This is a genomic window from Methylobacterium sp. 17Sr1-1 (genome assembly GCF_003173775.1).
Lineage (GTDB): Bacteria > Pseudomonadota > Alphaproteobacteria > Rhizobiales > Beijerinckiaceae > Methylobacterium.
The window spans coordinates 3,446,512-3,473,148 of the sequence record NZ_CP029552.1 but is presented as its reverse complement, the minus strand read 5'-3'; the positions used below and the strand labels follow the sequence as shown (position 1 = coordinate 3,473,148).

Annotated in this window: 27 protein-coding genes; 13 read left to right on the top strand and 14 right to left on the bottom strand. The window is 73.2% G+C overall.

Annotated features, from left to right (window positions below; genetic code table 11):
* The first annotated feature begins 68 nt into the window (after positions 1 to 68).
* Positions 69 to 1,406, top strand: coding sequence for a globin-coupled sensor protein (locus tag DK412_RS15575; protein ID WP_109972673.1), 1,338 nt, complete (start codon positions 69 to 71; stop codon positions 1,404 to 1,406).
* 277 nt (positions 1,407 to 1,683) lie between these two features.
* On the opposite strand, the gene DK412_RS15570 is transcribed toward DK412_RS15575, so the two are convergent.
* From DK412_RS15570 to DK412_RS15560, 3 genes are all read right to left on the bottom strand, one after another.
* Positions 1,684 to 3,789 carry an FUSC family protein gene (locus DK412_RS15570; RefSeq protein WP_245446962.1) on the bottom strand — a complete coding sequence of 702 codons (2,106 nt, stop codon included), beginning with the start codon at positions 3,787 to 3,789 and terminating at the stop codon, positions 1,684 to 1,686.
* Between the two features lie 127 nt (positions 3,790 to 3,916).
* Positions 3,917 to 4,699 (bottom strand): TIGR04290 family methyltransferase, encoded by a 783-nt coding sequence (locus DK412_RS15565; protein ID WP_109972671.1) that lies wholly within the window; start codon positions 4,697 to 4,699, stop codon positions 3,917 to 3,919.
* A complete protein-coding gene (locus DK412_RS15560; RefSeq protein ID WP_109972670.1) occupies positions 4,696 to 5,307 on the bottom strand; it encodes a histidine phosphatase family protein in 612 nt (203 codons plus the stop codon). Before DK412_RS15560 ends, DK412_RS15565 begins: the two co-directional genes overlap by 4 nt.
* 443 nt (positions 5,308 to 5,750) lie before the next feature.
* Here DK412_RS15560 and DK412_RS15555 point away from each other — a divergent pair, with 443 nt between their 5' ends.
* The 7 genes from DK412_RS15555 to DK412_RS30640 all read left to right on the top strand — a co-directional run bounded on the left by DK412_RS15555 (position 5,751) and on the right by DK412_RS30640 (position 10,681).
* Positions 5,751 to 6,140 carry a hypothetical protein gene (locus DK412_RS15555; protein ID WP_109972669.1) on the top strand — a complete coding sequence of 130 codons (390 nt, stop codon included), beginning with the start codon at positions 5,751 to 5,753 and terminating at the stop codon, positions 6,138 to 6,140.
* Between the two features lie 16 nt (positions 6,141 to 6,156).
* Positions 6,157 to 7,068 carry a polysaccharide deacetylase family protein gene (locus DK412_RS15550; protein ID WP_109972668.1) on the top strand — a complete coding sequence of 304 codons (912 nt, stop codon included), beginning with the start codon at positions 6,157 to 6,159 and terminating at the stop codon, positions 7,066 to 7,068.
* 283 nt (positions 7,069 to 7,351) lie between these two features.
* Positions 7,352 to 9,301: a methyl-accepting chemotaxis protein gene (locus DK412_RS15545; RefSeq protein WP_109972667.1), complete on the top strand. Its 1,950-nt coding sequence runs from the start codon at positions 7,352 to 7,354 to the stop codon at positions 9,299 to 9,301.
* Between the two features lie 71 nt (positions 9,302 to 9,372).
* A complete protein-coding gene (locus DK412_RS15540) occupies positions 9,373 to 9,564 on the top strand; it encodes a type II toxin-antitoxin system HicA family toxin (protein WP_109972666.1) in 192 nt (63 codons plus the stop codon).
* A 30-nt stretch (positions 9,565 to 9,594) separates the two neighbouring features.
* Positions 9,595 to 9,867, top strand: coding sequence for a type II toxin-antitoxin system HicB family antitoxin (locus DK412_RS15535; protein ID WP_109972665.1), 273 nt, complete (start codon positions 9,595 to 9,597; stop codon positions 9,865 to 9,867).
* An 11-nt stretch (positions 9,868 to 9,878) separates the two neighbouring features.
* Positions 9,879 to 10,001, top strand: coding sequence for a ribbon-helix-helix protein, CopG family (locus tag DK412_RS30250; RefSeq protein ID WP_162596220.1), 123 nt, complete (start codon positions 9,879 to 9,881; stop codon positions 9,999 to 10,001).
* 518 nt (positions 10,002 to 10,519) lie between these two features.
* Positions 10,520 to 10,681 carry a hypothetical protein gene (locus DK412_RS30640; protein ID WP_204165382.1) on the top strand — a complete coding sequence of 54 codons (162 nt, stop codon included), beginning with the start codon at positions 10,520 to 10,522 and terminating at the stop codon, positions 10,679 to 10,681.
* A 4-nt stretch (positions 10,682 to 10,685) separates the two neighbouring features.
* On the opposite strand, the gene DK412_RS15530 is transcribed toward DK412_RS30640, so the two are convergent.
* Together DK412_RS15530 and DK412_RS15525 are read right to left on the bottom strand one after the other, a co-directional pair.
* Positions 10,686 to 11,519 (bottom strand): PIG-L family deacetylase, encoded by an 834-nt coding sequence (locus DK412_RS15530; protein ID WP_109972664.1) that lies wholly within the window; start codon positions 11,517 to 11,519, stop codon positions 10,686 to 10,688.
* 6 nt (positions 11,520 to 11,525) lie between these two features.
* Positions 11,526 to 12,455 carry a beta-xylosidase gene (locus tag DK412_RS15525; protein WP_109972663.1) on the bottom strand — a complete coding sequence of 310 codons (930 nt, stop codon included), beginning with the start codon at positions 12,453 to 12,455 and terminating at the stop codon, positions 11,526 to 11,528.
* A 316-nt stretch (positions 12,456 to 12,771) separates the two neighbouring features.
* Here DK412_RS15525 and DK412_RS15520 point away from each other — a divergent pair, with 316 nt between their 5' ends.
* Together DK412_RS15520 and DK412_RS15515 are read left to right on the top strand one after the other, a co-directional pair.
* Entirely contained in the window at positions 12,772 to 13,548 is a 777-nt protein-coding gene (locus tag DK412_RS15520) for a ferredoxin--NADP reductase (protein WP_109972662.1), read from the top strand.
* 34 nt (positions 13,549 to 13,582) lie between these two features.
* Entirely contained in the window at positions 13,583 to 14,317 is a 735-nt protein-coding gene (locus tag DK412_RS15515) for an aspartate/glutamate racemase family protein (RefSeq protein ID WP_109972661.1), read from the top strand.
* A gap of 140 nt (positions 14,318 to 14,457) precedes the next feature.
* Here the strand turns inward: DK412_RS15515 and DK412_RS15510 are convergent, their stop codons facing one another.
* From DK412_RS15510 to DK412_RS15480, 7 genes are all read right to left on the bottom strand, one after another.
* The gene (locus tag DK412_RS15510) at positions 14,458 to 14,889 is read right to left on the bottom strand and encodes an OB-fold domain-containing protein (RefSeq protein WP_109972660.1); all 432 of its coding nucleotides are present in this window, start codon (positions 14,887 to 14,889) and stop codon (positions 14,458 to 14,460) included.
* A gap of 4 nt (positions 14,890 to 14,893) precedes the next feature.
* Positions 14,894 to 16,060, bottom strand: coding sequence for a thiolase domain-containing protein (locus tag DK412_RS15505; protein ID WP_109972659.1), 1,167 nt, complete (start codon positions 16,058 to 16,060; stop codon positions 14,894 to 14,896).
* Between the two features lie 106 nt (positions 16,061 to 16,166).
* Positions 16,167 to 17,081: an SDR family oxidoreductase gene (locus DK412_RS15500; RefSeq protein WP_109972658.1), complete on the bottom strand. Its 915-nt coding sequence runs from the start codon at positions 17,079 to 17,081 to the stop codon at positions 16,167 to 16,169.
* Between the two features lie 17 nt (positions 17,082 to 17,098).
* Entirely contained in the window at positions 17,099 to 17,872 is a 774-nt protein-coding gene (locus tag DK412_RS15495) for an enoyl-CoA hydratase-related protein (protein ID WP_109972657.1), read from the bottom strand.
* On the bottom strand, positions 17,872 to 19,395 hold the full coding sequence (locus DK412_RS15490) for an acetyl-CoA acetyltransferase (protein WP_109972656.1): 1,524 nt from the start codon (positions 19,393 to 19,395) through the stop codon (positions 17,872 to 17,874). The genes DK412_RS15495 and DK412_RS15490 overlap by 1 nt, the downstream gene beginning before the upstream one ends.
* A 262-nt stretch (positions 19,396 to 19,657) precedes the next feature.
* Positions 19,658 to 21,766 (bottom strand): acetate--CoA ligase family protein, encoded by a 2,109-nt coding sequence (locus DK412_RS15485; protein WP_109972655.1) that lies wholly within the window; start codon positions 21,764 to 21,766, stop codon positions 19,658 to 19,660.
* Entirely contained in the window at positions 21,753 to 23,012 is a 1,260-nt protein-coding gene (locus tag DK412_RS15480) for an ABC transporter substrate-binding protein (RefSeq protein WP_109972654.1), read from the bottom strand. The genes DK412_RS15485 and DK412_RS15480 overlap by 14 nt, the downstream gene beginning before the upstream one ends.
* Before the next feature lie 120 nt (positions 23,013 to 23,132).
* Here DK412_RS15480 and DK412_RS15475 point away from each other — a divergent pair, with 120 nt between their 5' ends.
* On the top strand, positions 23,133 to 23,981 hold the full coding sequence (locus tag DK412_RS15475) for a helix-turn-helix domain-containing protein (protein WP_109972653.1): 849 nt from the start codon (positions 23,133 to 23,135) through the stop codon (positions 23,979 to 23,981).
* A 6-nt stretch (positions 23,982 to 23,987) separates the two neighbouring features.
* Here DK412_RS15475 and DK412_RS15470 read toward each other — a convergent pair whose 3' ends face one another.
* Positions 23,988 to 25,052 (bottom strand): SDR family oxidoreductase, encoded by a 1,065-nt coding sequence (locus tag DK412_RS15470; protein ID WP_109975292.1) that lies wholly within the window; start codon positions 25,050 to 25,052, stop codon positions 23,988 to 23,990.
* A gap of 78 nt (positions 25,053 to 25,130) precedes the next feature.
* On the opposite strand from DK412_RS15470, the gene DK412_RS15465 reads away from it, so the two are divergent.
* Both DK412_RS15465 and DK412_RS15460 read left to right on the top strand, forming a co-directional pair.
* Positions 25,131 to 25,496: a hypothetical protein gene (locus DK412_RS15465; RefSeq protein WP_109972652.1), complete on the top strand. Its 366-nt coding sequence runs from the start codon at positions 25,131 to 25,133 to the stop codon at positions 25,494 to 25,496.
* The gene (locus tag DK412_RS15460) at positions 25,493 to 25,735 is read left to right on the top strand and encodes a hypothetical protein (protein ID WP_109972651.1); all 243 of its coding nucleotides are present in this window, start codon (positions 25,493 to 25,495) and stop codon (positions 25,733 to 25,735) included. The genes DK412_RS15465 and DK412_RS15460 overlap by 4 nt, the downstream gene beginning before the upstream one ends.
* A 57-nt stretch (positions 25,736 to 25,792) precedes the next feature.
* Here DK412_RS15460 and DK412_RS15455 read toward each other — a convergent pair whose 3' ends face one another.
* Positions 25,793 to 26,614, bottom strand: a complete 822-nt coding sequence (locus DK412_RS15455) for an amidohydrolase family protein (RefSeq protein ID WP_109975291.1) — start codon at positions 26,612 to 26,614, stop codon at positions 25,793 to 25,795.
* Between the last annotated feature and the right edge of the window lie 23 nt (positions 26,615 to 26,637).

The following is a 26,637-nucleotide window of genomic DNA, read 5'->3' as shown; positions in this document are numbered from 1 at the left end:
ATCGGCGATAACCGAAAATTATCGAACTACTCGCATCAGTTGTGTACCCGAGCAGGTGCAACTGAGCCATGGATCAGACGGTCGTCACCGCCGCGCAGAGCCGGCGCTTCGCCACCTTCGGCCTCACGGAGGACGACCGGACCCGCCTGCGCGGCCTCGCCGGCTTCGCGCGCGAGCGCCTGCCGGGGCTGCTCGCCGCGTGGAACGCCCGCTTCGGCGACTGGCCGGAGATCCAGGAGGCCCTGCGCGACCCGGAGGTGCACGCGGCCCGGGTGGCGCACTGGGTGCGGGTGGTGAGCGGCGATTTCGGGCCGGACTTCACGGCCTCCGCCGAGCGGCTGGCCTCGGTCTTCTACGCCCGGCGGGTACCGGCCTACGCGGTCGCGATCTGCCACGCCACGGTGTCGGCGGGGCTCGCCGAGGCCCTGGGCCTCGCCGGCCCGCGCCGGCTGCTCGGTCGGAGGGATGCGGCGGCGCTCCAGGGCGCCCTCACCCGGGCGGCGTGGCTCGACCTCGAAGTGCTGCTCGAGACCTACGCGGCCGCCGAGCAGGCGAGCCGCCGCCGCACCACCGCCGCCCTGGCCCAGGCCTTCGAGGAGCGCGTCGGGGCGGCGATCGGCGCGGTCGCCGACCAGGCGCTCGCCCTCGACGGCACCGTGGGCGCCCTGTCGCGCAATGCCGCGCGCTCGACCGAGGCGGCGACCGCCGTCGCGGCGGCGGTGATCGAGGCCTCGGCCGGGACCGAGCAGGTGGCGCGCTCCGCCGAGCAGCTGCGGGCCGCCATTGCCGAGATCGCCGGCGAGGTCGGCCGCTCCCACGCGGTGGCGGAGGACGCGGTGGCGCAGTCCGACGCGGTGGCGGCGCGGGTGACGGCGCTCGCCGGGGCGGTGGCGCAGGTCGGCGAGGTGGTGACGCTGATCACCGGCATCGCCAGCCAGACCAACCTGCTGGCGCTGAACGCCACGATCGAGGCCTCCCGCGCCGGGGCGGCGGGACGGGGCTTCGCGGTGGTCGCCGCCGAGGTGAAGGCGCTGGCGCAGCAGACCGCCCGGGCGACCGGGACGATCGCCGGCCAGATCGACGCCATGCGGGCGGCGGCAGGCGGCTCGGTCGAGGCGATCGCCCGCATCCGCGAGACGATCGGGCGGGTCAGCGAGAGCAGCGCGATGATCTCCGCCGCGGTCGAGGAGCAGAGCGCCGCCACCGCCGAGATCGCCCGCAGCACCCGCGACGTCAGCGCCGGCACCGACGAGGTCGCCCGCCTGATCGACCGGGTGCGCGAGGATGCCGGCGGCACCGCCGAGGCCGCGTCCCGCGTCACCGGCTCCACCCAGGATCTCGGCCGGCAGGCGGCGGCGATGAGCGCGGCGGTGGGAGCGTTCCTCGGGGAAGTCAGGGCGGCGTAGCGCGGCCTTCGCGGGAGCATGTCCGGGAAAAGAATGGAGCGCGGGAATTCTCCTCTCCCCGCGGGCGGGGAGAGGCCTGAGTACCCCTTGTCGGGTACTCAGGGAGCCCGCAGGGCGAGGGTGAGGGGGTGTTTCCGGAGGAGCCGTGTCCGGACACACCCCCTCACCCTCGCTCCGGCTTTCGCCTGCGCTCACTTCATCGACGACGAGGTCGATGAAGTTCTCTCCCCGCCCGCGGGGGAGGGGAAACCCGCGCCATTTTCATTTTTTGGGGAGGTCACGGCGGCGCGCCGCCGATCCCCGCCCGCTTCAAGGTCCCGGCCAGGAGCTCGACCTGGGCCGCGATGCGCCCGAACGCCGCCGAATCCGCCCCGTCCGGCTTCGGCGGCAACCGCTCGCCGCTCGCGGTGCGGGCGAGCGCTCCGGCCAGCCAGTCGCGCCAGGCCCGCCAGGCCGCGGCGTCCGCCCCGGCCGGCTCGGGCTCGTGGCGCAGGATCGCCAGGCGCCCGGCCATGCGGCGCAGGGTGGCGTCGGCGACCATCGCGGCCTCGATGCGGGAGCGGCCGCGCCGCCGCGGCTCCTGGAGCGCGCGGGAGAGCGCCGCTTCGAGGTTGTTGCTGGCGAGGCCCGCCGCCCGGGCCGCGGCCTCGGCGGCGGCGGGGGTGCCTTCGCCCAAGCGCTCCGCCACCACCGCCTCGGCGTAGCGGGCGTGGGTCGTCAGCGCGGCGCGCAGCGCGTCGCGCACCCGGCCCGGCTCCCAGAGCGGCCACAGGAGCAGGCCCGCCAGCACCGCCACCGCGCCGCCCAGCACCGTGAACAGGGCCCGCATCCCGACGATCTCCCAGGACGAGTGGCCGGGCTCGACGAGTTCCACCAGCACCACCACGAGGGGCGTCAGGCAGGCGATGAAGGTGCCGTAGCTCACGCCGCGGGCGGCGAAGCCGATCACGCTGAGCGGCACCATCATGGCGGCGAGGATCGGCGGCGAGGTGGCGTAGAAGGCGAGCACCGCCCCGATCACCCCGCCCAGCACCGTGCCGCCGATGCGCTCCAGCGCCCGCTGCCAGGTGGCGGCGTAGAAGGGCTGCATCGTCAGCACCACCGTGATGGTGAGCCAGTGGGTGAAGGGGCCGGGCCACCAGAAGGTGACGGCGAGCGCCGGCAGCGCCACCACGGTCGCCCGCACGGCGTGGCGCAGATTGGCCGAGGACCAGGTCAGGTTGGCGCGCAGCGGGGCTAGCACCGTCTCGCGCCAGGGCGGGGCCGGCGCGCCGGCCAGCCCCCCGCCGCCGGCGAGGTCCTCCGGCCCCGACAGCTTGGCGCCGATCCGCACCCGGTCGAGGATGCGCTCGGCCATCCGGCGATAGGCGGGGTCGGCGTCGGCGGCGGGCTTCGCCCGGGCGAGCGCCCGCTCGATGCGCCTCAGGTCCACCGGCCGGTCGCGGCGGATCGCCCGGGACAGGATCTTCAGCATCGGCGGCAGCAGGCGCAGGAGCTTTGCGGCCTCCGCCCGCTGCGCCGGGGTGGCGCGCTCGAGATAGTCCGACAGGGCGATCATCACCCCGAACAGCTGCTCGGCGGCTTCCAGCCGGATCAGCGCCCGGGCATTGCGCTCCGACAGGCGGGCGCGGCTGCGGGCGAGATCGAGCACCAGGGTGCGGGCGGCCTCGATGGCGTCGCGCACCGCCCGGCGGTGGCCGCGGGCATGGGCCTCCCAGACCGCCAACTCGGTCACGTTCGTGTCGACCCCGTTCGTGTCGTCTCCCGGCAGCTCGGCGGAGAGCCGGCGCAGGTCGCGGGCCAGCCGCGACAGCCCGCGCCAGACGCCGCCGATCGCCGCGTGGGCGGGCCGGTAGGGGTGGAGCCGCCACACGACGAGGGCCAGGAAGGTGGCCCAGAGCCCGCCGGCCCAGAACATCGCGGCGACGACCGCGCCCTGCTCGACCGTGAGCGCCCGGTCGAGGGCGAGGCAGAGCACCACCACCAGCACGTTGCCGACGGTCTGGGCCGGCACGCCCCAGACCCGCGCGAAGGTGCAGCCGAAGATGACGACGAGCGCCACCGGCAGCACCAGGGCCGGGCCGTAGCCCTCCATCACCCCGAAGGCGCCCCAGAACAGGCCGCCGAGCCCCGCGAAGGCGAGGAGTGCCCGCAGCCGCGGCCGGATCGGCCCGCCGATGTCGCAGAAGCAGGTCAGGTTGGCGGCGAGCGCCATGGTGAGGAGCGGCGGCCAGGCCAGCCACCATTCGAGCAGGATGATGCTCGCGAAGGCGACCGCCGCCCGCAGGCCCTCGGCGACGTTGATGCCGGCGAGGTCCGGCGCCACCGGCAGCCGGGCGAGGTCGGGGCCCGGCTCGCGCAGGGTGCCGCGGCGGAGGGGCAAGGGGACGGGCCGGGGCTTCATCGGGGGGGAAGGGTCACGGGCGCGCGGATCCTCGAGGGCGCCGCGAGCGTGGCAAATCGCGTACCCCGTGACCCGTTATAGGATGCAGGACCGCCCCGTGTACCGGTCAGGCCTCCGGCCGCGCCGGGGTGACCGGCCGGCCCGCGTCCGGCATCGTGACCCGGCGGCAGAGATAGACCTCTTCTTCCGGATGCGCCTCGATCCGGAAGCCGGAGGCCCGCAGCATCGCCTCGGTGCAGGCGCGGTTGGGCGCCCACCAGTTGGTCGGGTCGCCGGCGTAACGGTGCTCGATGAAGTGCAGCTTCGGGTAGCCCGGATCGTCGAAATGGCGGGCATCGAAGAAGTCGTAATCCGCCGCCACCGGTGCGATCGTGCCCGCGCCCCGTTGCATCGACTGGAACACCATCAGGTCGCCGGCGACGTGGGCGTGGATCAGGTCGAGGGCGAGGAGCGGGTGGCGCAGGTGGTAGAGCACCCCCATGAACAGCACCACGTCGAAGCGCTCGCCCAGCGCCCCGACATCGTAGACCGAGAGGTTGCGGAACTCGATCTCGGCGCCCAGCGCCTCGGCGACGAAGCGGGCTTGCGCGAGGTAGCGCTCGTCCTCGTCGATCCCGAGCACCCGGGCCGCGCCGCGGCGCTTCATCTCGACGGCGTAGAAGCCGGCATTGCAGCCGATGTCGAGCACCGTCTTGCCGGTGAGGTCGCGGGGCACCGCATCGGCGAAGGTGCGCCACTTCACCATCGGGTAGTCGCCGAGGAAGTGGCCGGGCGCGGTGAACACACCCGGCGCGATCTCGATGTTGTGGAACCACGGCCCGAGGGCCTCGGCCCGTTCGCGCAGGGATTCGGCGTGTAGAGACTGGGCGCGCAAGGTCTCGTCGGTCATGCGTGGCTCCCCAGGAAGGCCCGCTCGTTCAGGCTCTCGACCTTGGCGCCCCAGGCGCCCAGCACCAGCACGCTCACCGAGGCCGGGCCGATCTCGAAGCGTTGCATCGCGTCCGCCCCGAGCCCGAGGGCGTGGGCGATCACGAGCTTGATCACGTCGGCGTGGCTGACGAGGGCGAGGCGGGCCTCGCCGTGGCGGGCACGCAAGGCTTCCAGCCCCTGCAGCACGCGGGCTTGCGCCTCCAACGCCGTCTCGCCCCCCGGCGGCCGGGTGACGTGGCGGGCCTGGTTCCAGCCGGTCCAGACGGGATCGCCGTGCAGGGCGTCGAAGCTCCGCCCGGTCCAGGCGCCGAAATCGATCTCGTTCAGGGCCGGCAGGGTCTCGACCGCGAGCCCGGCCCGGGCCGCGAGCGGGATGGCGGTCTCCTGCGCCCGCTCCAGCGGCGAGGCGAGGACCGCCGCCAGCCCCTCGCCGGCGAGCCGCGCGGCGAGCGCCTCGGCCTGCGCCCTCCCCTCGCGCCCGAGCGTCACCCCGGGCATCCGCCCGCACAGGACGCGGCCGAGACGGTCGTGGGCGGCGTGCCGCACCAGGAAGAAGGTCGTGGTCATGCGCCCTCAGGCCATCGTCGCGTCGGACGGCAGATAGGCCGGAGGGCGGGGGCGGCCATGGGCGGGACGGATACTGGTGGGTAGTTTTTTGCAGGAACCGGCCGCGGCTGCGCGGCTGGTGCGAAAGCCATCGCCCGTTTCACGATCCCTCCACGCCCTTTCCCGGACGACTGGAGCGACGCGGAAGGAGATCCGGGACCCAGGAGAGAAGTGCCGCGAAGCGGCTCCGAATGCTGCAACGTTGCAGACAGGCAGACGCTTCGCGACTTTTTGCGCTGGATCCCGGATCTCCTTCCGCTGACGCTCCAGTCGTCCGGGAAAGGGCGACGAGCAGACGATGGTCCAATCCCCTCACCCTGGCGCAGGCGGCCGGCCGCGCTAGCTTCGCTCCCGTGCCGAAGCCCGGCCCCAGACCGCGCGGCCCCGTCCGGAGGATCCCCGTCATGCGCCCGACCCTGCTCCTCGCCCTGACGGGCGCGCTCGTCGGTGGTGCGGCCGGCGCGCAGGGCATCCGCAACGCACCCCCGCCCCGGGCGCTGGAGACGGCGGCCTACGTGTTCGCGGCGGCCAATGTCTGCGGCTACCGCATCGGCACCGCGCCGTTCGAGGCGCTGCTCGCGCGCTATCAGGTGTCGATCGAGGACGTGCGCCCGCCCCGCGGCCCGTTCGGCGCCAAGGTGCAGACGATCTTCGCCCTGATGTCGAACCAGATGATGCAGAACCGGGACGCCGCCTGCCGGGCGGTGGCAGGCGAGTACGGCCCCGAGGGCAAGATCGCCCCGGGGATCCTCCTGCCCGCCGCCCCGGCGGAGCCGCCCGCGAAACAGCCTTGAGACCACGGAGACACGGATGAGCGACGAGGCCCGCCCGCCGGCCCGACCGCACGGGCGCTACGCCTACAGCCCCCTGCCGCGGCGCCCCGCCTACGACTGGCCGGAGGGCAAACGGCTGGCGGTCTACGTCGCCCTCAACGTCGAGTGCTTCGCGTTCGGCGGCGGCCTCGGGGCCGAGCTGGCCCCGGGCGGGCCGCAGCCGGACGTGCTGAACTACGCCTGGCGCGACTGGGGCAACCGCGTCGGGGTGTTCCGCCTCGCCGCACTGTTCGACGACCTGTCCCTGCCGGCCTCGGTGCTGGTCAACAGCCGCATCTACGCCGAGTGCCCCGGCCTGATGGACGCGTTCCGCGCCCGCGGCGACGAGGTGGTGGGACACGGCCGCAGCAACGCCGAGCGCCAGGGTACCTTAGCCGAGGACGAGGAGCGGGCCCTGATCGCCGAGGCCACCGCGACCCTGACCCGGGAGGAGGGCCGGGCCCCGGCGGGCTGGCTCGGCCCCTGGATCTCGCAGAGCCGCACGACCCCGGACCTGCTGGCGGAGGCCGGCTACCGCTACCTCCTCGACTGGTGCCACGACGACCAGCCGACCTGGTTCTCCACCCGCGGCGGCGGGCGCATCCTCTCGGTGCCCTATCCGCAGGAGCTGAACGACATCCCCTCCATCGTCGGGCGCAAGGATTCCGGCGCGCAATTCGCCGAGATGATCGTCGACACCTTCGAGGAGATGCGCGAAGCCGCCTCCGCGGCGCCGCTGGTGATGGGCATCGCGCTCCACCCCTACCTCGTCGGCCAGCCGCACCGGCTGCGGCCGCTGCGCCGGGCGCTGGCGCATCTCGCGCAACACCGCGACGCGGTGTGGATCACCCGCGCCGGAGACATCGCGGATCACGCCGCCGGGCTGCCGGAGGGGATGGTGCCGGGGTGAGGCGCGGCCGCCTCCGGTCGCCATGGGGCGGAGCGGACTCGGCGTCGAGGCGGGGTTGCGCCGGCCGCCCCTGGCCACGGCAGCGTGATCGAAGTCGGGAGCGTACACACAACCTGAAATTGTGATATACCCGCCCTCCATCATAGCGTTATGCGCCAGGTAATATCTTAACCAGCAATTAGTAATGTTTACATACACCACACGAATATAATTACATTCGGGTAATGGTATGTTGCGCAGGCTGACCGTCCGATCCCGCCTCTACGTCGGTTTCGCATCCTTGATGATCATCGCCGCCGGCCTGGGCGGCTTCTCGATCTACCAGCAGGCCGGCCTCACCGAGCAGTACGAGCGCCGGGCGCTGCTCGACGACCTGTTGCGCTCCGCGCTCGGCGTGACCCTGTCGACGAGCACGATGTCGGGCCTGGCCGAGCAGTACCGGCTCGCGCCGCGGCCGGAGCTGATCGCGGGCATCGACGGGGAGCGCCGCTCGATCGAGGAGGCGGGCGACCTCATGGCCAGCCGGGCGATCGCCGAGGACCGCCGCCGGCTCTACGGCGAGATCCGCGACCGGGCCCGCGACCTGAAGCCCGACCTGCAGCGCCTGGAGGCGGCGGGGCGCAGCATGGCCGAGGCCAAGGACAAGCTGTTCAAGGGCGGCGACGAGCTGACCCGCGCGAGCAACGCGATGGTGGCCGAGATGCGCGCCCGCGCCGGCGACGCGCAGGTGCTCCAGGCCGCCGCGACCGAGAGCGCCGTGCTGCTGGTCCGGGTCGCCAACTGGCGCTTCCTGGCGACGCAGGACCCGAACGGCCCGGCGACCTTCGCGACCAATGCGGGCAAGGCGGAGGCCGCCCTCAAGGTCCTGCATGGGAGCGACGCCGCCGGCGCCTTCGCGCCGGCGATCCGGGCGACCGAGCAGGCGCTGGCCGCCTACGTCACCGCCTTCCAGGCCTACACCGCCGCCGCGGGGGAGAGCCGGCAGGCCTACGATAACGGCATCAAGCCGCGGGTGACGGCGATCGACCAGGCCACCCGGACGGTGCGGGCCAAGGTCGAGGCCGTGGTCCGCGAGATCGCGGCCGACAGCCAGGCGATGACGGCCCGGACGCGGACGATCCAGTTCGTCCTGATCGCCGTCGCCCTGTCCCTCGGCGCCGGCCTCGCGATCCTGATCGCCCGCAGCATCGTCGGGCCGATCGGCGGGATGACCGCCGCGATGAAGCGGCTGGCCGAGGGCGAGACCGATCTCGCCGTGCCCTCCCGCGACTCCCGCGACGAGATGGGCGAGATGGCGGAAGCCGTCGAGATCTTCCGCCAGAACGCCATCGCCCGCGAGCAGCTTGAGGCGCAGCAGCGCGACGAGCAATCGGCCCGCCAGCGCCGCGCCGACCGGGTCGACCAGCTGGTGCGGGGCTTCCAGCACCGGGTGGCGGGCTCGCTCGAGATCGTCACCTCGGCCGCGACCGAGCTCGACGCCACGGCCCGCACCATGACGGGCGTCGCCGACACCACCAGCGCCCAGGCGCAGGCCTCCAGCGCCACCGCCGAGCAGACCTCGGCCAACGTCCAGATGGTCGCGGCCGCCGCCGAGGAGATGGTGAGCTCGCTCCAGGAGATCGAGCGGCAGGTGCTGCGCTCGAACGAGGTCGCGGGCAACGCCACCCGCGAGGCCGCGGCGACCGACGCCGCGATGACCAGCCTGAGCGCCGCCGCCACGCAGATCGGCGCCGCCGTCGCGACGATCACGGCCATCGCCGACCAGACCAACCTGCTGGCGCTGAACGCCACGATCGAGGCGGCGCGGGCCGGAGCCGCCGGCCGCGGCTTCGCGGTGGTCGCCGCCGAGGTGAAGGAGCTCGCCGCCCAGACCTCCCGGGCGACCGTGGAGATCGGCGGGCAGATCAACGCGATCCAGGCGGCCACCGGCCAGGCGGCGGGCGCCATCGGGCAGATCGGCCAGACCATCGCGACGATCAGCGAGATCAGCGGCATGATCGCCGCGACGGTGACGGAGCAGACCGCCGCCACCTCCGAGATCTCGCGCAACGCCTCGCAGGCGGCCCGCAGCACCCAGGACGTCACCGCCGCGATGGCCGGCGTCCTCGGCTCCGCCGGCGAGACCGGCAGCGCCGCCTCCCAGGTGCTGATGGCCGCCGCCGACCTCGCCACGCAGTCGCTCACCGTGAAGCAGGAGGTCGACGGCTTCCTGCGCGACATCCAGGCGGCCTGACGCGAGCACGGGCCCACGATCGACGGCCCTGCCGTGGCGACACGGCGGGGCCGTTTTCGCGCATACACACGATCGCGCAGGCTCGGTGTCGTCGAGAGCTCGTCGCGCAGCTCAAGCGGGACGGCTGGGTGTCAGGCGGGTCCGAGGGCAGCCGCCACCACTTCAAGCACCCTACGAAGCCCGGGCGAGTGACCGTCCCGCACCCGAAGAAGGATCTGCCCATCGGCACTCTGAGGGCCGTCCTCAGACAGGCGGGACTCTGAAAATCCGAGCCGCATCGGGAGACGAGCCGGATGCGGGGATCCATCGCCATCATCCAGCCGCCCGATCGCAGCGGGGAATATGCGGTCGTCTTCCCGGACGTGCCGGGCTGTGCCAGTTGCGGAGAAACCTTCGCGTCGGCCGTCGCGGCGGGCCGGGAAGCACTCTCGCTCCATCTCGGATCCATGCGGGCGGATGGCGAGGCTGTCCCGGTCGCGCGCAGCTACGAGGCCATCGTGGCCGATCCGGACTGGGCCGAGGAGCGGCAGGGAGCGACGCCCATCTCATCACCCCGCGCGCCCTGACGGGTGAGCGGGTGCGAGTCAACATCACGATCGACAAGGGCTTGCTGCGTCAGGCCGACGAGGCCGCTCAGGCACGGGGCCTGACCCGCTCGGGCCTGATCGAGGATGCGCTCGCGGCAACGATCGGGGCTTGATCACGTCTCCCGCGACGGATCCGACGGCGGACGGCCCGTCGCTGGGACGTTCCGTCCGCGAGACCTGATGCGAGGGTCGGCAGGTGTCGGGACCCGCCTACCCGCGAGCCTCGGTAGCAACGGCGCCGAACCTCGGCCGTATCCGCCGCAACGTCACGGCGAAGAATCCGATATTTCCGCTGCCGACCGGCTCCGTGGAGCAGCCCTGCAAGCACCGCCGACATTCAAGAGCAAGATGTCGGAAAGATTCGGACACGAAACGACTTTGTGCGCTGGCGCACACCGGGCGCCGGCGAGGCGCCGCTGGCGAGTGACGAATGTTGACATTCATCACCCCTCCGGTAGGTTGCTGGACATGCGGCCGGGCCGGCCGCGACCTTGAGTTGAGCTCCGCCCCCTCGCTCCGCTCAAGGCCGTGGATCGGCCCGGCCGTACCTGTTTTCACGATGGATGCCGCTGGGGGCCGCTGCGAAAGGGGCCGCTTTACGCCGGACGGCGTTTCTGGCACCCCCCGCGCCATGTCCCCTTCCACGTCGCTGCGCGCCTGCCTTGTCCTCGCCCTGCTCACCGGCCTCGCGGGCCTGGGTTTGCGCCTCGCCGTGCCGGTCGCGCCGGTCGATCAGGACTATCGCGACGTCGTCGCGTTCTACCGCGCGATGCCGGCGGGCAGCGGGCACTGACCCGTCAGCCGATCTCCCGCTCCGCCGCCTCGGCCAGCGCCCGGAACCGCTCCCCGGTCGGGCCGGCGCCTAAGGCTCCGTAGAGCAGCCGCCCGCCATTCGGCAGCACCCCGAACCCGCCCTCCGGCGCCTCGCGAAAACGCTCCAGCGCGATCGGGATCTGGTTCAGGGTCGCGGCCTGGCTCGCATGGGCGGCGAAGAGCGCGGCCTTGAAGGCGCAATCCTCGGGATCGAGATGAAGCGCGATCGCCCGGCGCGGCGGGTCGGTGGCCAAGAAGCTGCCGGCGTCGAAGCCGTCCGGGCCGGCATGGTAGAACGGCATCTCGATCACCGCGAGGCGCTCCGGCCCGATGAGCCGGCGGGCGCCCCTGAGGCTGAGGGCCACGGCGTCGTGATCCGGGTGGCCGCCCTCGACGGCATGGGTGAGCGCCACGGTGATGCCGCGCGCGGCGAAGAGGTCGGCCAGCCGCCGGGCGAGCGGCGCGATCGCCTCCGCCACGCCCCCGTCGGGGTAGCCCAGCGCGATGCGCCGCGCCGGCGCGATCCTCGCGAGGGTCAGGGCCGCGTCGAGTTCCCGGGCGCGGGCGGCCGCGTAGGACGCGGGATCGGGGAAGCCGCGGCGCGCGGCGTCCTGCCCGTCGCGGGGCGCGCCGTCGGTGGCGTGGATCACCGTGAGGCCCGAGAGGCGCGGCAGCTGGGCGCCGCAGCCGATGCTCTCGTCGTCCGGGTGGGCGACGACGAGCGCAACGTGATCCGCCGGAACCGGCCCGCAGGCCGGATCGGCGAGGGCCGCCAAGAAGGCTTCGGCCGCCGGCGAGGTCGGGGCGATGGCCGTCATCGCGGGTCAGATCGCCGGCTGCGGCCCGAGGGCCGGCCCGGGCCGGATCATCCCGGCATAGCGCCGGACCATCGCGGCGCAGAACTCGGCGAATTCCTCCTTCACCTGCGGCGGGCTGGTGTGATGGGGGGCGATGCCCCGGTGCTCGGGGGTGAAGCAGAAGGTCACGGTCACGTCGAACTCCGCCAGGGCCTCCATCTGCCGGTCGAACCAGTCGAGGGCATCCGGCCGGAACGAATCGGCCCAGGACAGGCCGGTGCGCAAGTAGGTCACCCCGAGCCGCCGCATCCAGGCCACCGCCTCGTCGAGGCGGTGATCCTGGTAGTGGAACCACTGGCACAGGCCCAGCGCCGGGGTGTGGCGGGCGAAGTGCTCCAGGGCGGGCTTCGGCGTGCCGTCCTCGCGCAACAGCCCCATATAGAAGTGGCGGTAGTAGGAGGAGCCCTCCGCCTCCCGGTGCCGGGTGGTGGCGCCCCAGGCCTGCGGCAGGTCGTAGAGGCTGTACCAGTGGATCCGCGGCGCCCGGCCGACGAGCAATTCGGCGGTGCGGTCGAGCCCGAAGACCTGGACCTCCTCGGCCCCGAAGGTGGAGACGCCGACCTCGGTGACCCAGATCGGCTTGTCCGTCACCGCGCGGATCTCGGCGATCTTGGCCGGCCACTCGTTGATCTGCCAGAGGTTCCAGTCGAGGGGGAAGCCGTGCACCGCCACCACGTCGACGTGGTCGAGGGCGCCCCTCCCGTCGAGCATCTGGATGAAGGTCGGGTCGATCGGCGAGATGCCGCCCAGCACCGTCGGCAGGTGCGCCGCCTCCGCCTTCACCGCCCGCGCGGCGCAGCCGAGGGTCTCGGCGAAGAGCGACCACCCCGGATCGATCTCGGGATCCCAGTGCGACTTGTTGTTGGGCTCGTTCCAGATCATCGCCGCTTCGATCATGCCGGCCTCGTCGCGAAAGGGCAGGAAACTAGGGGGTGGGAGTATGAGGGACCGTCATGGCGGCAGGCCGGGCGCTGTGCAAGCCGTCCGCCACCGGGCGGCGGCGATCGGGATGGCGTGCATGCGTCCCGGAGGTCTTGCCGGGCGCGAACACACTGGAAGCATTCCGAAGAACAGCCGGTTGTCCCTGCGGCGTGACGGCCACGCAGACCTCGCTTGTGCGACGACGCCTTGACGGCGATGCCGCACCTGCGAGATGACCTCTCCCAAATCGAGAACCGCCGACCCGTCGAACGCCTTCAGGATTCCTGGCACGATGAGCAACTTCAACGAGGAGCGCGTCCTGTCCGTCCATCACTGGACGGATTCGCTCTTCAGCTTCCGCACCACCCGTGACCCGTCGTTCCGCTTCCGCAACGGCGAGTTCACCATGATCGGCCTCAAGGGCGAGGGCGCCAAGCCCCTCCTGCGCGCCTACAGCGTGGTCAGCGCCAATTACGAGGACGAGCTGGAGTTCTTCTCCATCAAGGTGGCCAACGGCCCGCTCACCTCGAAGCTGCAGCACCTGAAGGTCGGCGACCCGATCGTGGTCAGCCGCAAGGCCACCGGCACCCTGGTGCTCGACAACCTGATGCCCGGCCGGCACCTCTACCTGCTCGGCACCGGCACCGGCCTCGCGCCGTTCCTGGCGATCATCAAGGACCCGGAGACCTACGAGCGCTTCGAGAAGGTGATCCTGGTCCATGGCTGCCGCCACGTCCAGGAGCTCGCCTACGGCGAGACGATCACCGAGACGCTGCCGAACCACGAGCTGATCGGCGACATGGTCCGCGACCAGCTGATCTACTACCCGACCGTGACCCGCGAGCCGTTCCGCAACCGCGGCCGCATCACCGACCTGATGACGTCCGGCAAGCTCTTTTCCGATATCGGCCTGCCGATGATGACGCGGGAGGCCGACCGCTTCATGCTCTGCGGCAGCCCCGACATGATCCGCGACACCCGCGACCTGCTCGCTGGCGCCGACTACGTCGAGGGCAACCACGGCGAGGCCGGCCACTACGTGATCGAGAAGGCCTTCGTCGAGAAGTAGCGGCGTGATAGGCGGGATGCGACGGGAGACTCGCGTGCGCATCCTGCTGATCAACCCCAACACCACCGAGGCCGTCACCGAGCAGGCCGCCGCCCATGTCCGGCACATCTTCCACCGGCGCCTGATCCCGGCCGAGGTCGTGCCGGCCACCGGCCGGTTCGGCGCCCGCTACATTGCGAGCCGCGCCGCGGCGGCCATCGCCGGCCACGCCGCCCTCGACGCGCTGGCGGCGAACGTCGCGGGCTGCGACGCGGTCTACCTCGCCTGCTTCGGCGATCCGGGCTTGCTCGCCCTCAAGGAGGTCTCGCCGGTGCCGGTCGTCGGCATGGCGGAGGGTGCGCTGCACCTCGCCTGCACCCGGGGCCGGCGCATCGGCATCGTCACCGGCGGCGTGCTGTGGAAGCCGATGCTGACCGAGTTCGTGGCGATGCTCGGCCTCTCCGAGCGCCTCGCCGGCATCCGCACCGTGGCCCCGACCGGCGGCGAGATCGCCCGCGACCCCGACGCCGCCCTCGGCCGCCTGGCCGAGGCCTGCCGCTCCTCCGCCGAGATCGACGGCGCCGACGTGGTGGTGCTCGGCGGCGCGGCGCTGGCGGGCCTCGCCGAGCGGGTCCAGCCGCAGGTGGAGGTGCCGGTGATCTGCTCGGTCGAGGCCGGGGCGCGGGCGGTGATGGCCGCGGCGGGTCTCGCCGGCGCGCGCGCGACCCTGCCGCGGACCGAGAGCGTGGGGCTGTCGGAGGAGCTGGCGGGGTTGCTGCGCGGGGGGTGAGGGGTGCGGGTCCCCGCCGCGCAGAGTCGTCCGGGGATGGAAATGGCGCTGGCTTCTTCCCTCCCCCCTCTGCGGGGGAGGGTGCCCCGCGGATGCGGGGCGGGAGAGGGGCAGCGCGACGCTTCAGGACATGGTGCCCTTCATGGAGCGCCCGGCGGCGCTCCAGACAAATTCCCCACCGGCCGGAAGCACGGCACCGGCGTCCCGTTCTTCGACGCCGCGAAGACCAGCCGCACCGGCTGGCCGACCGCGAGCCCTCCGGCCTCGCAATCGACGAGGCTCGTCAGCAGCGTCGGCCCCTCCGCCAGGGTGACGTAGGCGATGGCACGCGGCGGGTCCTCGCGGGTGAGCACGGTGTAGCTGTAGATCGTGCCCTCGCCCGAGGCCTCCTCCCAGGCGGTCTCGCCGAGGCAGAACGGGCATAAGCTGCGCGGGTACCAGTGCGCCTTGCCGCAGGCCGTGCAGCGGCGCAGCAGGAACCGGCCCTCCTTCGCCGCCGCCACGAAGGGCGTGGCTTCGGGGCTCGCGGGCGGATCGGGCCAGTCGCCGTCGCGCAAGGGGATCAGGGTCATCGTCTCACTCCCTACCCAGCACCAGGGTCGCGGCGCCGTGGCGGCTGCCGAGCAGGCCGCCGATCCCGGTCGCGACGGCAAGGTCGCAGTTCTTCACCTGCACGGCGGGATGGGCCTCGCCCCGTAATTGACGCACCGCCTCGATCACCTTGGTGATGCCGCCCCGGTTGGCCGGGTGGTTGTTGCACAGGCCGCCGCCATCGGTGTTGAAGGGCAGGCGGCCAGATCCCGAGATCAGGTTGCCGTCGGCGACGAAGCGGCCCCCCTCCCCCTTCGCGCAGAAGCCCAGATCCTCGAGCTGCATCAGCACCGTGATGGTGAAGCTGTCGTAGATCGAGGCGTACTTGATGTCGGCCGGCGTGACGCCAGCCTCCGCGAAGGCCGCGGGCCCCGAGTGGCGCGCGGCCGAGTAGGTGAGGTCGACCTCCCCGCCGAGCTGGCCCTTGTGGGCCTCGCCCGCCCCCATCACCCGCACCAGCGGGCGCTTGAGAGCCCGGGCGATCTCGGGCCGCACCACCACCAGCGCCCCGCCGCCGTCGCTGACGACGCAGCAATCGAGCCGGTGCAGCGGATCGGCGACCATCGGCGAGGCCAGCACGTCCGCGACGCTCACGACGTCGCGCAGCATGGCGTGGGGATTGTGCTGCCCATGGTGCGAAGCCGCGACCTTGATCCAGGCGAGCTGCTCCGCGGTCGTGCCGAACTCGTGCATGTGGCGGCGGGCGCACAAAGCGTAGAGGTTGACCGTGGTCGGCCCGAACGGGGTCTCCCACGGGCTGTCCGGCGCGTCGGCGACGACGGGCCGGGCGGCGGTGCCGGAATGCCCGGCGCTGCGCGGCCGGCCGGCAAGCGTGATCAGCGCGACATTGCACGTCCCCATCGCGATGGCCTGCGCCGCGTGGGCGACGTGGGCGATGTAGGAGGCGCCCCCGAGATCGGTGCTGTCGAGGTGGCGGAGCTTGAGGTTCATGTAGTCGGCCATCGCCAGCGGCCCGAGGCCCGGCGCGTCGCCGGCGCAGAAATAGCCGTCGACGTCGTCCTTGGTGAGCCCGGCATCGGCGAGCGCGCCTGCGGCGGATTCGGCGTGGAGCTGGGCCACGGATTTGTCCGGGGCCTTGCGGGTCGGGTGCTCGTAGGCCCCGGCGATGTGGGCGCGTCCGTTGATCGTCATGGTCCTTCGAAATCCGATGGATTGCTGCGCAACGCGAATTTCGGCTTCGCTCAAGTGCCGCGCGGGCTGGTGACCCGTCGTCCGGACGATGCGTCCGGACGACGGGTCACACGGGGTCCCAGGAAAAGACGTCGGGGCTGCGGTCGAGGGGGGCGAGGTGGCCCGAGAGCGCCGGCATGCCGTGCTCGGCGATGGTCTCCGGCGTCCAGCCTTCGCCGCGGTGCACGCCGCGCACCGGGCGGGGATGGTTGAAGACGAACAGCTCGTTGTGGCGGGCGGCGAAGATCTGGCCGGTGACGTGGCTGGCCGCGTCGGAGGCGAGGAAGACCGCGAGCGGCGCGTTCTTCTCCGGCCCCATCGCCTGGAGCTTGGCGACGCGGGCCTTCTGCTCCGGGGTCTCGGCGGGGATCGAGCTCGTCATCCGGCTCCAGGCGAAGGGCGCGATGCAGTTCGAGCGCACGCCGAACCGGCCCATGTCGAGGGCGATCGACTTCGACAGGGCGGCGATGCCGAGCTTGGCCGCCGAGTAGTTGGCCTGCCCGATATTGCCGATCAGCCCCGAGGTCGAGGTCATGTGGACGTAAGCGCCCCCATTCTGGCGCCGAAAGGTCTCGGCGGCGGCGCGGGAGACGAAGAAGCTGCCGTTGAGGTGGACGTTGATGACCGACAGCCACTCCTCCGGGGTCATCTTGTGGAAGATCTGGTCGCGCAGGATGCCGGCATTGTTGACCACGATGTCGAGGCGGCCGAAGGCGTCGAGGGCGGTGGCGACGATGCGTTGCGCCGCCTCCCACTCGGCCACCGTGTCGGTGTTGACCACGGCCTCGCCGCCGCGCTGCTCGATGATGGCCCGGGTCTGCTCGCCCGGCGTCGCCGAGGTCTCGCCGAGGCCGCTCAGGGACGCGCCGACGTCGTTGACCACCACCTTGGCGCCGGCGAGCGCCATGGCGAGCGCGATCTCCCGCCCGATGCCGCCCCCGGCCCCGGTGACGAGCGCGACCTTGCCGTCCAGCATGCCCATGGGGTTCCTCCCTTGCTTCACCGCCCCGTCCATCGCGGCGGGCGCTTCTCGACGAAGGCCCGCGGGCCTTCGCGAAAATCCTCCGAGGCCTGGATCCGGGCCCGGGCGGCGGCGCTCGCGGCGCGCAACCCCGCCTCGTCGGCGTCCGGCGCCAGCCGCGCGACGGCGAGGCTCTCGCGCACGGCGAGCGGGGCGTTGCCGGCGATCGTTTGCGCCAGCGCCACCGCCGCCTCCCGGGCCGAGCCCGGCGCCACCAGCCGGTTGACGAGGCCGAGCGCGTGGGCGCGGGCCGCCTCCAACCGCGCGCCGGTCAGGATGAGTTCGAGCGCGACCGCCCTAGGCAGGGCCCTCGGCAGCCGGTAGAGGCCGCCCGCCGCCGCGACGAGGCCGCGGGTCACCTCGGGCAGGCCGAAGCTCGCGCCCTCCCCGGCGACGATCAGCTCGCAGGCGAGCGCGATCTCGCAGCCGCCGGCGAGGGCCGGGCCGTCCACGGCGGCGATCCAGGGCTTCGCCCGCGCCGCGTGGACGAAGCCCGCGAACCCGCCATCCGGCGTCCAGAGGTCGTCGGCGGCGCCCGCGGAGACCACCTTCAGGTCGGCCCCGGCGCAGAAGACCGGACCCGACCCGGCGAGCACCACGGCGCGGACCGCGTCGTCGGCCTCGGTCTCGGCCACCGCCCGCGCGAGGGCACGGGCGAGGCACGGGTCGACGGCGTTGCGGGCCGCCGGCCGGTTCAGCGTCACGACCGCGACATGCGCGCCGTTGCGCTCGACGAGGACCGGATCCGCCATCACGCCGCCTCCCATTCGAGGAGCCCGTCGAGGGCCGTCCACAGGGTGCCGTCGCGCCCGACGGGCGACCGATCGAGGTCGGTGAGCACCGCCAGCGTCGCGCGGTCGGCGGCGGGCACCCGGGCCAGCAGCCGCGATCCGCCCTGGCGCAGCACCACGACGCCCCGATCCGGCGCGCCCTCGCGGTCGAACAGCACTGTGTGGGTCTCGACGATGGCGCGGCCCGTCGCCGCCTCGATGACCGGCGGCACCGGCCCGCGGCGGCGATCCGCCTCGTCCTGGACCGAGACCGGCGCGTCGTCGGGCACGCGCGGCCGGCCACCGAGGACCAGGGCGTGATGCTTGGTCACGAACTCGCCCTGGCCGTAGAGGAGGCCGGCCGCGCCCGGCGCGTCGCGTAGCCGCCGCACCATCGCGCAGGCGGCGTGCGCCATGAAACCGTTGAGCGGCGCGCCGAAGAAGGTCAGCCCGCCCGCCACGGTCGGCACGCTGTCCGCGGGCAGGCCGAGGCTGCGCCGCGCCATCTTGGGCACGCAGGGAAAGCAGCTGTAGAGCTCGATCGCCGCGAGGTCGGCGGGGGTCAGGCCGGCCCGGCGCAGGGTGGCGGCCAGGACCGCGTCCTGCGCCGGGGCATGGTCGAAGCGGTCGCGCGACAGCCAGTCCCGCGGCTCGGTCGCGGCGGCGCCGGGGCCGACCGGGACCAGGCGGTGCTCGGGCAAGCCGGCGGCGCGGGCCAGCGCCAGATTCGTGACGATCAGGGCGGCGGCCTGGTTCACCACGGGGTTGGCCACCATCAGCTTCGGGTAGGGCCAGGCGATCGGCCGGTTGGCGGCGGACGGGGTCGCGATCTCGTCGGCCGTGAACGGGCGGCGCAACCACCCGGACGGGTTCTCCGCCGCGACGCGGGACATCGCGGCGCCGAGCAGAGCCGATTCGTCGCGGCCCTGGCGCGGGGTCTGGCCCCAGGCGGCCTGGAGCGCGGTCTCGTAGAGGGGATAGACGACGACCGGCTGCGACAGGCCGTGGCGCAGGGCCTGGGGGTGGAGGTAGTCGCGCGCCCGCGGGTTGGTCCAGGCGGGATCCGGCGCGGTCCAGGGCGGGGCGGCGTCCCGTTCGGGCTTCAGCCCGGCCCGGCGCGCGGCGCCCGCGCTGTGCTCCGCCTCGCCGCTGCACAGGGCCGCGACCTCGGCCTCGCCACGGGCGATCCGCCGCGCCGCCTCGTGCAGGAACCGCACCGGCGTCTCGCCGCCGACCGGCCCGTAGGCGAGGCGGGCCGGGCGGTGACCGATGAAATCGGCGATGCGGGCGGGCAGGTCGGCATAGGGCCAGGACACCGCGTTGACGACGTCGAGGGAGGCGACGCGGGAGAGCCAGCCGCCGCCGGCATCCCGGTCGGCGCGGGCCAGGGCCTCGGCCATCAGGGCGGCGGGCTCGGGGCCGATCGGGCCACGGCCGAGGACGTCGGGCCGGTCGGCGATCTCGCCGACGCCGATGATGACGGGGATGCGGGTGGGGTCGGTCATGCGAGGTTCGCCGCTCGGGAGGCGCCCACGCCCGACCCCTCCCCCCTCTGCGGGGGAGGGTGGCCTGCGGAGCAGGCCGGGAGAGGGGCAGCGCGACGCTGATCGAGGAGGCGCCTTTCAAGACGGGTGCGACCCTTACGGAAGCGTGGTTCCCCTCTCCCGCCCGGCGCACGAGTGCTTCGCACTCGCAGCCGGGCACCCTCCCCCGCAGAGGGGGGAGGGGTCAGGCGCTCCACCTCGAAACCGCCCAGCCATGCCCCCATCACCCCGCCTCCCCCACCTCGATCACCGCATCCGCCGCGAAGGCCCCCTCCGGCAGGGCGAAGACCGGGTTGAGGTCGATCGAGGCGAGCCGCGGCCCCGCCCCTGCGGCGAAGGCCGAGAGGCGCGACAGCATCCGGGCGAGCGCCGCGACGTCGCAAGGCGGCCGGCCGCGGGCGCCGGTGAGCAGGGGCGCGGCCTTGATCGAGCGGATCATCGCCTCGGCCACGTCCTCGCCGAACGGGCAGCGGCGGAAGACCACGTCGCGCATCACCTCGACGAAGACCCCGCCGAGGCCGACCATCGCCACCGGGCCGAAGACCGGATCGCGCTGGACGCCCATGATGCACTCGACCGCGCCCTTGATCTGGCGCGCCACCAGCACGCCCTCGATCCGGGCCGACGGGGCGTGGCGGGCCGCGCGCGCGATCAGCGTGGCGTGCCCGCGCCGGACCGCCTCGGCATCGGCCACGTCGAGGAGCACGCCGCCGATCTCGGTCTTGTGCAGGATGTCCGGCGACAGGATCTTCATCACGACCGGAAACCCGAAGGCCTCCGCCGCCGCCACCGCCGCCTCGGCATCGGTGCAGACGGCCTCCGGCACCGTGGCGATGCCGTAAGCGGCGAGCAGGCGCTTGGCCTCGGCCTCGCTCGGCGTCGCCTCGGGCAGCCGGACGGGCTCGCCCATCGGCACGGTGGCCGGCTCGGGCTCCGAAAAACTCGCGCCGAGGCGGCCCATCGCGTCGAGGGCGACCACCGCCCGAGCCGGGTCCTCGTAGAGCAGGTAGCCGTCGGCCTCGTATTCCCGGTTGCGCTCCTCCGGGGCGAGGACCGAGAGGGCGTAGAGCCGGTCGGGGTGGCGCGCCTTGACGGCGTTGAGCTGGGTGCGGATCGCGGGCGCCATGCTGGGGGCGCCGCCGATCTGGGTGAAGAAGGCGAGGATCGACGCATAGCCGCCGTCGGCGATCATCGATTCGGTAAAGCGGCCGATCAGCGACAGATCGTTGAAGGCCTGGGCGGTGCAATCGACCGGGTTGAGGGGCGAGGCGATCGGCAGGATTGCCTTGAGGCGCGCCTGCGCGTCTTCGGGCATCGGCGGCATCGGCAGGCCGGCCGCCTCGGCGGCGTCCGAGATCAGCACGCCGGCTCCCCCTGAGATGGTGATGACCCCGAGGGTATTGGGCACCGGGTAGATCCGCCGCGTCGCCGCGTAGGCGATGTCGATCAGTTCCTCCGTCGAGCGGGCCCGGATCGCGCCGTGCTCGGCGAGCACCGCGGAGAAGACCGCGTCGTTGCCGGCGATCGAGGCGGTGTGCGACTGCGCCGCCGCGCTGCCGACCGCGCTGCGCCCGACCTTCATCAGGATCACGGGCTTCTTCGCCCGCCGGGCCGCCGCCAGGGCCTCGGCGAAGGCCGGCCCGTCCTGTACGCCCTCGGCGTAGGCCATGATCACGTCGAGGTCGTCGTCCCGGGTCATCCAGCCGATCGCGTCGGCGACCGCGAGGTCGGCCTCGTTGCCGGTGGTGATCAGCATCCCGGTGCCGATGCCGCGCGCCCGGCAGGCGGCGAAGAGGTGGGTGCCGTAGGCCCCCGACTGGCTGGCGATGCCGATCCGTCCCGGCAGCGGCAGCCCGCCCTCGAGCGAGGCGGTGAAGATCGGGTAGAAGCCGGACGCCGCGTTGAACAGGCCGAGGCAGTTGGGGCCCAGCAGCCGCATCCCGTGCCGCCGCGCCGCCGCGACGAGGGCGCCTTGCGCCTCCACATCCCCGACCTCGGCGTAGCCCGCCGTGAACATCACGGCGAAGCGCGTGCCGCGCGCGCCCAGTTCCTCGACCGCCCGGAGCGCCGCCGCGCCCGGCACCGCCACCACCGCGACGTCCGGCACCTGCGGCAGGGCCGCCACCGAGGGGTAGCAGGGCAGGCCCTGCACCTCGGCCCGGTTCGGGTTCACCGGCAGGATCGCGCCCTGAAAACCCGCGCGCAGCATGTAGGCGATCGGCCGGCCGCCGATGCGGGTCGGATCGGCGGAGGCGCCGATGATCGCGACCGCGCCGGGACGGACCAGGGGCGCAAGATCGGCGGACTTCACGTCGGCGTCAGTTCTGGACATACGGGCATCCGCCTTCGCTGAGCGGCCGGAACGCCTCGTCGCCCGGCACCGTGGCGACGAGCTCGTAGAGGTCCCACTTGCCCTTCGACTGGGACGGCTTCTTGAACCGCATCAGGTACATGTCGTGGACCATGCGGCCGTCGACCCGGACCTTGCCTCCTTCCGCGAAGAAGTCGTTGACGGGTGTGGCGCGCATCTTCGCCATCACGGTGGCGGAGTCGGTGGTGCCGGCGGCCTGCACCGCCTTGAGGTAATGGGTGAGCGCCGAGGTCACCCCGGCCTGGTAGGCGGTCGGCATCGCCTTGCGGCGGGCGTAGAACCGCTCGGCATAGGCCCGGGTCTCCGGCGTGCGGTCCCAGTAGAAGCTGTCGGTGAACAGCGCGCCCTGCACCACGTCGAGGCCCAGCGAGGCGGAATCGGTCAGCGTGACCTGGAGCGCCGCCATGATCTTGTCCGACTGGGACAGGCCGAATTCGTGCGCCTGCTTGATCGCGTTGGCGAAGTCGCTGCCCGCATTGGCGAGCGCGACCACCTGCGCGGGCGAGGATTGCGCCTGGAGCAGGAAGGACGAGAAGTCGGGATTGTTGAACGGGTGACGGACCTTGCCGACCACCTTGCCGCCCGCCGCCTCGACCGCCCGGGTCGCGTCGCGCTCGAGCGCGTGGCCGAAGGCGTAGTCGGCGGTGAGGAAGTACCAGGACTTGGCGCCGCGGGCGACCAGCGCCTTGGCGGTGGCGTTCGACGAGGCGTAGGTGTCGTAGGTCCATTGCACGCTGGTCGGCGAGCACGACTTGCCGGTGAGGTCGGACGAGCCGGCGCCCGAGATCAGGAAGATCTTGTTGCGCTCGCGGGTCACCGCCTGGACCGCGAGGGCGACCGCGGAATTCACGCCTTCCGCCACCACGTCGACGCCCTTCGTGTCGATCCAGTTGCGCACGATGGTGGAGGCGATGTCAGGCTTGTTCTGGTGGTCGGCCGAGATGATCTCGATCCGCTTGCCCAGAACCGTCGGGCCGAAATCCTCGACCGCGATCTGGGCGGCGGCGACCGAGCCCTCGCCGTTGCCCTCGCTGTACTGCCCGCTCATGTCGGTGATGATGCCGATCCGCAGCACGTCGCCGTCGGCGCGGGCCGCGGAGGCGAAGGGGGCGAGAAGCGCGGTCGCGGCGCAGAGCGCCCGCAGCGTCGCGCCGGCGCGGCGCTTGCCGGCACCGGGCGCTGTCCGGGCCCGTCGGGTCCGTGCCATCCTGGTCCTCCCATGATGTGTGCCCCCGGTGTTCCGGGTGACGCGCGGATCGTCGTTTTCATTCCGTCCGCTGAACGCTATTCTGTACCGTAAACGACACGTACGGCAAGGGGGTCGGAGTTGGGGGAGCAGAGCGAGGCGGCCGTCGAGCGGGTGGGCGTGATGGAGGTCGGCCGCGAGGTCGGGGCGGTGGCGCAGGCCGCGGCGATCCTGCGGGCGGTCGCGGGCGCGCGCGAGGCGCTGGGCGTCACGGCGATCGCGCGGGCCGCGGGGGTCAGCCCCTCGACCACGCTCAACATCCTGCGCACCCTGGTGCACGAGGGTTTCGTCGCGCTGGTGCCGGACACCAAGACCTACCGCCTCGGCCTCGGCCTGCTGGAGGTGGCGCGCCCGCTCCTCAACCGCTCGGACGTGGAGCTGCTCCAGCCGCGCCTGCAGCCGATCGCGACGGAGTTCGAGGCGACGGCGACCGTCTGGCAGGTGGCGCCCGACGACAAGGCGCTGCTCCTCGGGCGGATCGTGCCGGCGAGCGGCATCCATATCGAGTTTCGCCTCGCCACCCGCATCCCGGCCTATGCGGGCGCGATCGGCCGCGCGGTGGCGGCAGCCCGGCAGAGTGCCGGCCAGTTGCCGCGCGCCACCCTGCGGGCCCGGTTCGGGGCGATCCGCTGGCACGTCCCGGTGGCGTTCGAGAGCTACCTCTCGGAGATCGAGACGGCGTCCGCGCGCGGCTACGCCGTCGATCTCGGCCACCTCATCCGCGGCGTCACCTCCGCCGCCGCCGCCCTGTGCGATCGCTCGGGGCGCCCGCGCCTCGTGGTGGCGGCCCACCTGTTCCACGGACAATTGACGGAGGAGCGGCTGGAGGCGCTGGGCCTCGCGTTACGCGGGCTGGTCGACGCGGCGCAGCCGGCGATGTTCGGGGTCGTGGAGGCGCCCGCGCCGCTGCGCCGGGGCGGGGGGCGGTGACTTTCCCTACCGCGGCAGCACCTTGGCCTTCTGCAGGCGGCGGATCGCGTCGATCAGGGCCGCGACGCCGTCGACGCTCTCGGTGAAGCCGGCGCGACGGATCTTGCCCATGTCGGAGACGAGATCGAAGTCGCTGTGGAACACGAAGTCGCCGAATGCCCAGCCGACGGCGCGCGCATAGGGCGTGTCCACCAGGCCCTGCTCGGCGACGAGGCGCGCCCAGGCCGGCGCCTTGTCGGCCATGTGCTGGCTGAGGCGGAGCGGCACCGGGGGCCCGGGGGGCAAGTCGAGGACGGCGGTGAGCTTCTCCCAGACGCGGCGCCAGCGGAACGGCTCGTGGACGTAGTTGAAGGCCTCGCCCCGTGCCGCGTCGGCGGTGGCAGCCCACAGGCTCGCCCGCGCCAGCGCCCCGGCATCGGTCACCTGGGCGAGCACGCCGTCATAGACGTGGGCCGGGCCGGGGAAGCGGAAGGCGGCGCCTTCCGCCCGGCACAGGGCCGCGTAGGCGCCGATCACCATGGCGATGTTCATGGCGTTGCCGGCGGCGTCTCCCACCACCACGTCCGGCCGCAGGATCGCGAAATCGGGGCCGCCGCGGGCCGCGCGGGCGCGCAGCTCGTCCTCCTGCGTGAAGTAGAAGTTCGGCCCGACATGGCGCGGGTTCTCGTCCTCGTAGAACGGCGAGGGCACCGGCCCCAGATGGACGCCGTAGACCTTGGCGCCCTGGTACAGCACCACCCGCTCGAGCGGCGCCCCGGCGGCCTCCAGCCCGTCGAGGAGGTGGCGCAGCATCGCGCCGTTCACCCTGTCCTCCTCCGCGAGATCCGGCTGCGGCGCGAGGGCGGCGTAGAACAGGTGCGTGACATCGCGGGCTTGGCCAAGAGTCTGGCCAAGAGCGGCGCGGGTCGCCGCCGCGTCCGTGAGGTCGACCGCCACCGACCCGGGCGAGCCGTGCGGGCGGCGGGACAGGGCGCGGGCCCGCCAGCCGGGCGCGGCGGCCAGCGTCTCCATCAGGGCCTTGCCGATGATGCCGTTGGCTCCGGCGACCAGGGCGGTTCGGGTGTCCGACATCGTGTGCATGCCTCCTCTGGGACCGAGAGGCAACATCCGCCGGCTGACCCGGATCCTGCCGGCCGGCGTTGAGAGGGGATGAGGAGACGCGCCCGCCGCAAGGCCCCACCCCGGAAACCCTCGGCCTGGTTCGAGGTTGCCCGCCGGGCGGCCGGCACCCTGCCGGGCGTCACGGAGCACGCGGCTGCGGCCGGACCGATCTTCCGGATCGGCCGCCGGCGGCTCGCCTGGCTGGCGGAGGACGGGGTGTCGCTGGTGGTGGGCATCGGGGAGGACGAGCGGGCGATGCTGATCGCGGCCGAGCCCCGGACCTTCGCGGCGGCGCCGGCCGTGGGCGGGTGCCCGATGGTGCGCATCCACCTCGCCTACGCCGATCCCGGCACCCTGGCGCGCCTCCTCGCGCAAGCCGCCCTCACCCTGACCGGAGCAAACCCGACATCATGAGCGAACAGCGCGACGTGACCACCCCGGACGGCACCGCCTGGACCTGCATCGAGGCGCTCGCCGACCTGCCGGAGGCGGCGAAGGACAAGCTCGCCGGGGCGGGGCGCCGGGCGGTGGTCTGCACGCCGTCGGGCGGCGCGCAGTCGGTGCGGCTCTCCCTCGGGGAGGACTGGCGGGACATGCCGGATTCCGACCTCGCCGCCGCGATCGAGGCGGCGCGCGCGGGCGGCGACCGATGAAAGCCGCCCCCGGTCAGGTCCCGGCCGCCCGGTCGCGATGAGAAGACTTCTCCATCCTCAGGGACGATCGAGCCGGTAGAACGAGACCGCGTTGCCCCCGAACACCGCATCGTGGTGGGCGGGGGGCACCAGGGCCCGGCACGCGTCGAGCCAGTCGCCGTACGCGCCCGCGAGGTTCAGGACCGGCCAGTCGCTGCCCCACAGCACCCGGGAGGGCCCGAACAGGTCCAGGATCGCCGCGGCATAGGGGCGCGCGGCCTCCATCCCGCCCGCCCCCGCCTCGGTCAGGAGGCCGGAGAGCTTGCACCAGACGTTCGGCCGGGCGGCGAGCGCGGCCATGGCCTCCCGCCAGCCGGGCGTGCCGCCCGCCCCGATCTCCGGCTTCGCGCCGTGGTCGACGACGATGCGCAAGTCGGGATGGCGCACGGCGAAGGTCAGGAGGGACTTGAGCTGGCGCGGGCGGACCAGGGCGTCGAAGGCGAGGCCGCGCGCCGCCATCGCGTCGATGGCGGGCGCGAGGGCCGGGTCGGCGATCCAGGCATCGTCGGGATGGTCCTGGAGCATCGGGCGCAGGCCCTTCAGGCCCGGGTCGCGGGCGAGCCGCGCGATTCGGTCCGGCGCGCCCGGCGCCTTCAGGTCGGTCCAGCCGACGACGCCGCGGATGACGGGCGCGCGCGCGGCGAGCGCCAGCATCGCGGCGGTCTCGGCCTCGTCCTCCAGGGTCTGGACCAGCACCGTGCCGTCGATACCGGCCGCGGCGAGGAGCGGCGCCAGGTCGTCGAGGGTGAAGTCGCGGTAGAGCGCCGCGAGGTCCGGCGGCGGCCATTGGCCGGCCCGGTCGGCGATGCGCCAGAGGTGGTGGTGGGCATCGATGCGCAGGGTGCCCTCGGACATGGCGGTCT

What these genes read in the sequence shown, in the direction of transcription:
- DK412_RS15575 (WP_109972673.1), top strand. Translation starts at nt 69, where the DNA reads ATGGATCAGACGGTCGTCACCGCCGCGCAGAGCCGGCGCTTCGCCACC.
- DK412_RS15565 (WP_109972671.1), bottom strand. Translation starts at nt 4,699, where the DNA reads ATGACCGACGAGACCTTGCGCGCCCAGTCTCTACACGCCGAATCCCTG.
- DK412_RS15560 (WP_109972670.1), bottom strand. Translation starts at nt 5,307, where the DNA reads ATGACCACGACCTTCTTCCTGGTGCGGCACGCCGCCCACGACCGTCTC.
- DK412_RS15555 (WP_109972669.1), top strand. Translation starts at nt 5,751, where the DNA reads ATGCGCCCGACCCTGCTCCTCGCCCTGACGGGCGCGCTCGTCGGTGGT.
- DK412_RS15550 (WP_109972668.1), top strand. Translation starts at nt 6,157, where the DNA reads ATGAGCGACGAGGCCCGCCCGCCGGCCCGACCGCACGGGCGCTACGCC.
- DK412_RS15545 (WP_109972667.1), top strand. Translation starts at nt 7,352, where the DNA reads ATGATCATCGCCGCCGGCCTGGGCGGCTTCTCGATCTACCAGCAGGCC.
- DK412_RS15535 (WP_109972665.1), top strand. Translation starts at nt 9,595, where the DNA reads ATGCGGGGATCCATCGCCATCATCCAGCCGCCCGATCGCAGCGGGGAA.
- DK412_RS30640 (WP_204165382.1), top strand. Translation starts at nt 10,520, where the DNA reads ATGTCCCCTTCCACGTCGCTGCGCGCCTGCCTTGTCCTCGCCCTGCTC.
- DK412_RS15530 (WP_109972664.1), bottom strand. Translation starts at nt 11,519, where the DNA reads ATGACGGCCATCGCCCCGACCTCGCCGGCGGCCGAAGCCTTCTTGGCG.
- DK412_RS15525 (WP_109972663.1), bottom strand. Translation starts at nt 12,455, where the DNA reads ATGATCGAAGCGGCGATGATCTGGAACGAGCCCAACAACAAGTCGCAC.
- DK412_RS15520 (WP_109972662.1), top strand. Translation starts at nt 12,772, where the DNA reads ATGAGCAACTTCAACGAGGAGCGCGTCCTGTCCGTCCATCACTGGACG.
- DK412_RS15510 (WP_109972660.1), bottom strand. Translation starts at nt 14,889, where the DNA reads ATGACCCTGATCCCCTTGCGCGACGGCGACTGGCCCGATCCGCCCGCG.
- DK412_RS15505 (WP_109972659.1), bottom strand. Translation starts at nt 16,060, where the DNA reads ATGACGATCAACGGACGCGCCCACATCGCCGGGGCCTACGAGCACCCG.
- DK412_RS15500 (WP_109972658.1), bottom strand. Translation starts at nt 17,081, where the DNA reads ATGGGCATGCTGGACGGCAAGGTCGCGCTCGTCACCGGGGCCGGGGGC.
- DK412_RS15495 (WP_109972657.1), bottom strand. Translation starts at nt 17,872, where the DNA reads ATGGCGGATCCGGTCCTCGTCGAGCGCAACGGCGCGCATGTCGCGGTC.
- DK412_RS15490 (WP_109972656.1), bottom strand. Translation starts at nt 19,395, where the DNA reads ATGACCGACCCCACCCGCATCCCCGTCATCATCGGCGTCGGCGAGATC.
- DK412_RS15485 (WP_109972655.1), bottom strand. Translation starts at nt 21,766, where the DNA reads ATGTCCAGAACTGACGCCGACGTGAAGTCCGCCGATCTTGCGCCCCTG.
- DK412_RS15480 (WP_109972654.1), bottom strand. Translation starts at nt 23,012, where the DNA reads ATGGCACGGACCCGACGGGCCCGGACAGCGCCCGGTGCCGGCAAGCGC.
- DK412_RS15470 (WP_109975292.1), bottom strand. Translation starts at nt 25,052, where the DNA reads ATGTCGGACACCCGAACCGCCCTGGTCGCCGGAGCCAACGGCATCATC.
- DK412_RS15465 (WP_109972652.1), top strand. Translation starts at nt 25,131, where the DNA reads ATGAGGAGACGCGCCCGCCGCAAGGCCCCACCCCGGAAACCCTCGGCC.
- DK412_RS15460 (WP_109972651.1), top strand. Translation starts at nt 25,493, where the DNA reads ATGAGCGAACAGCGCGACGTGACCACCCCGGACGGCACCGCCTGGACC.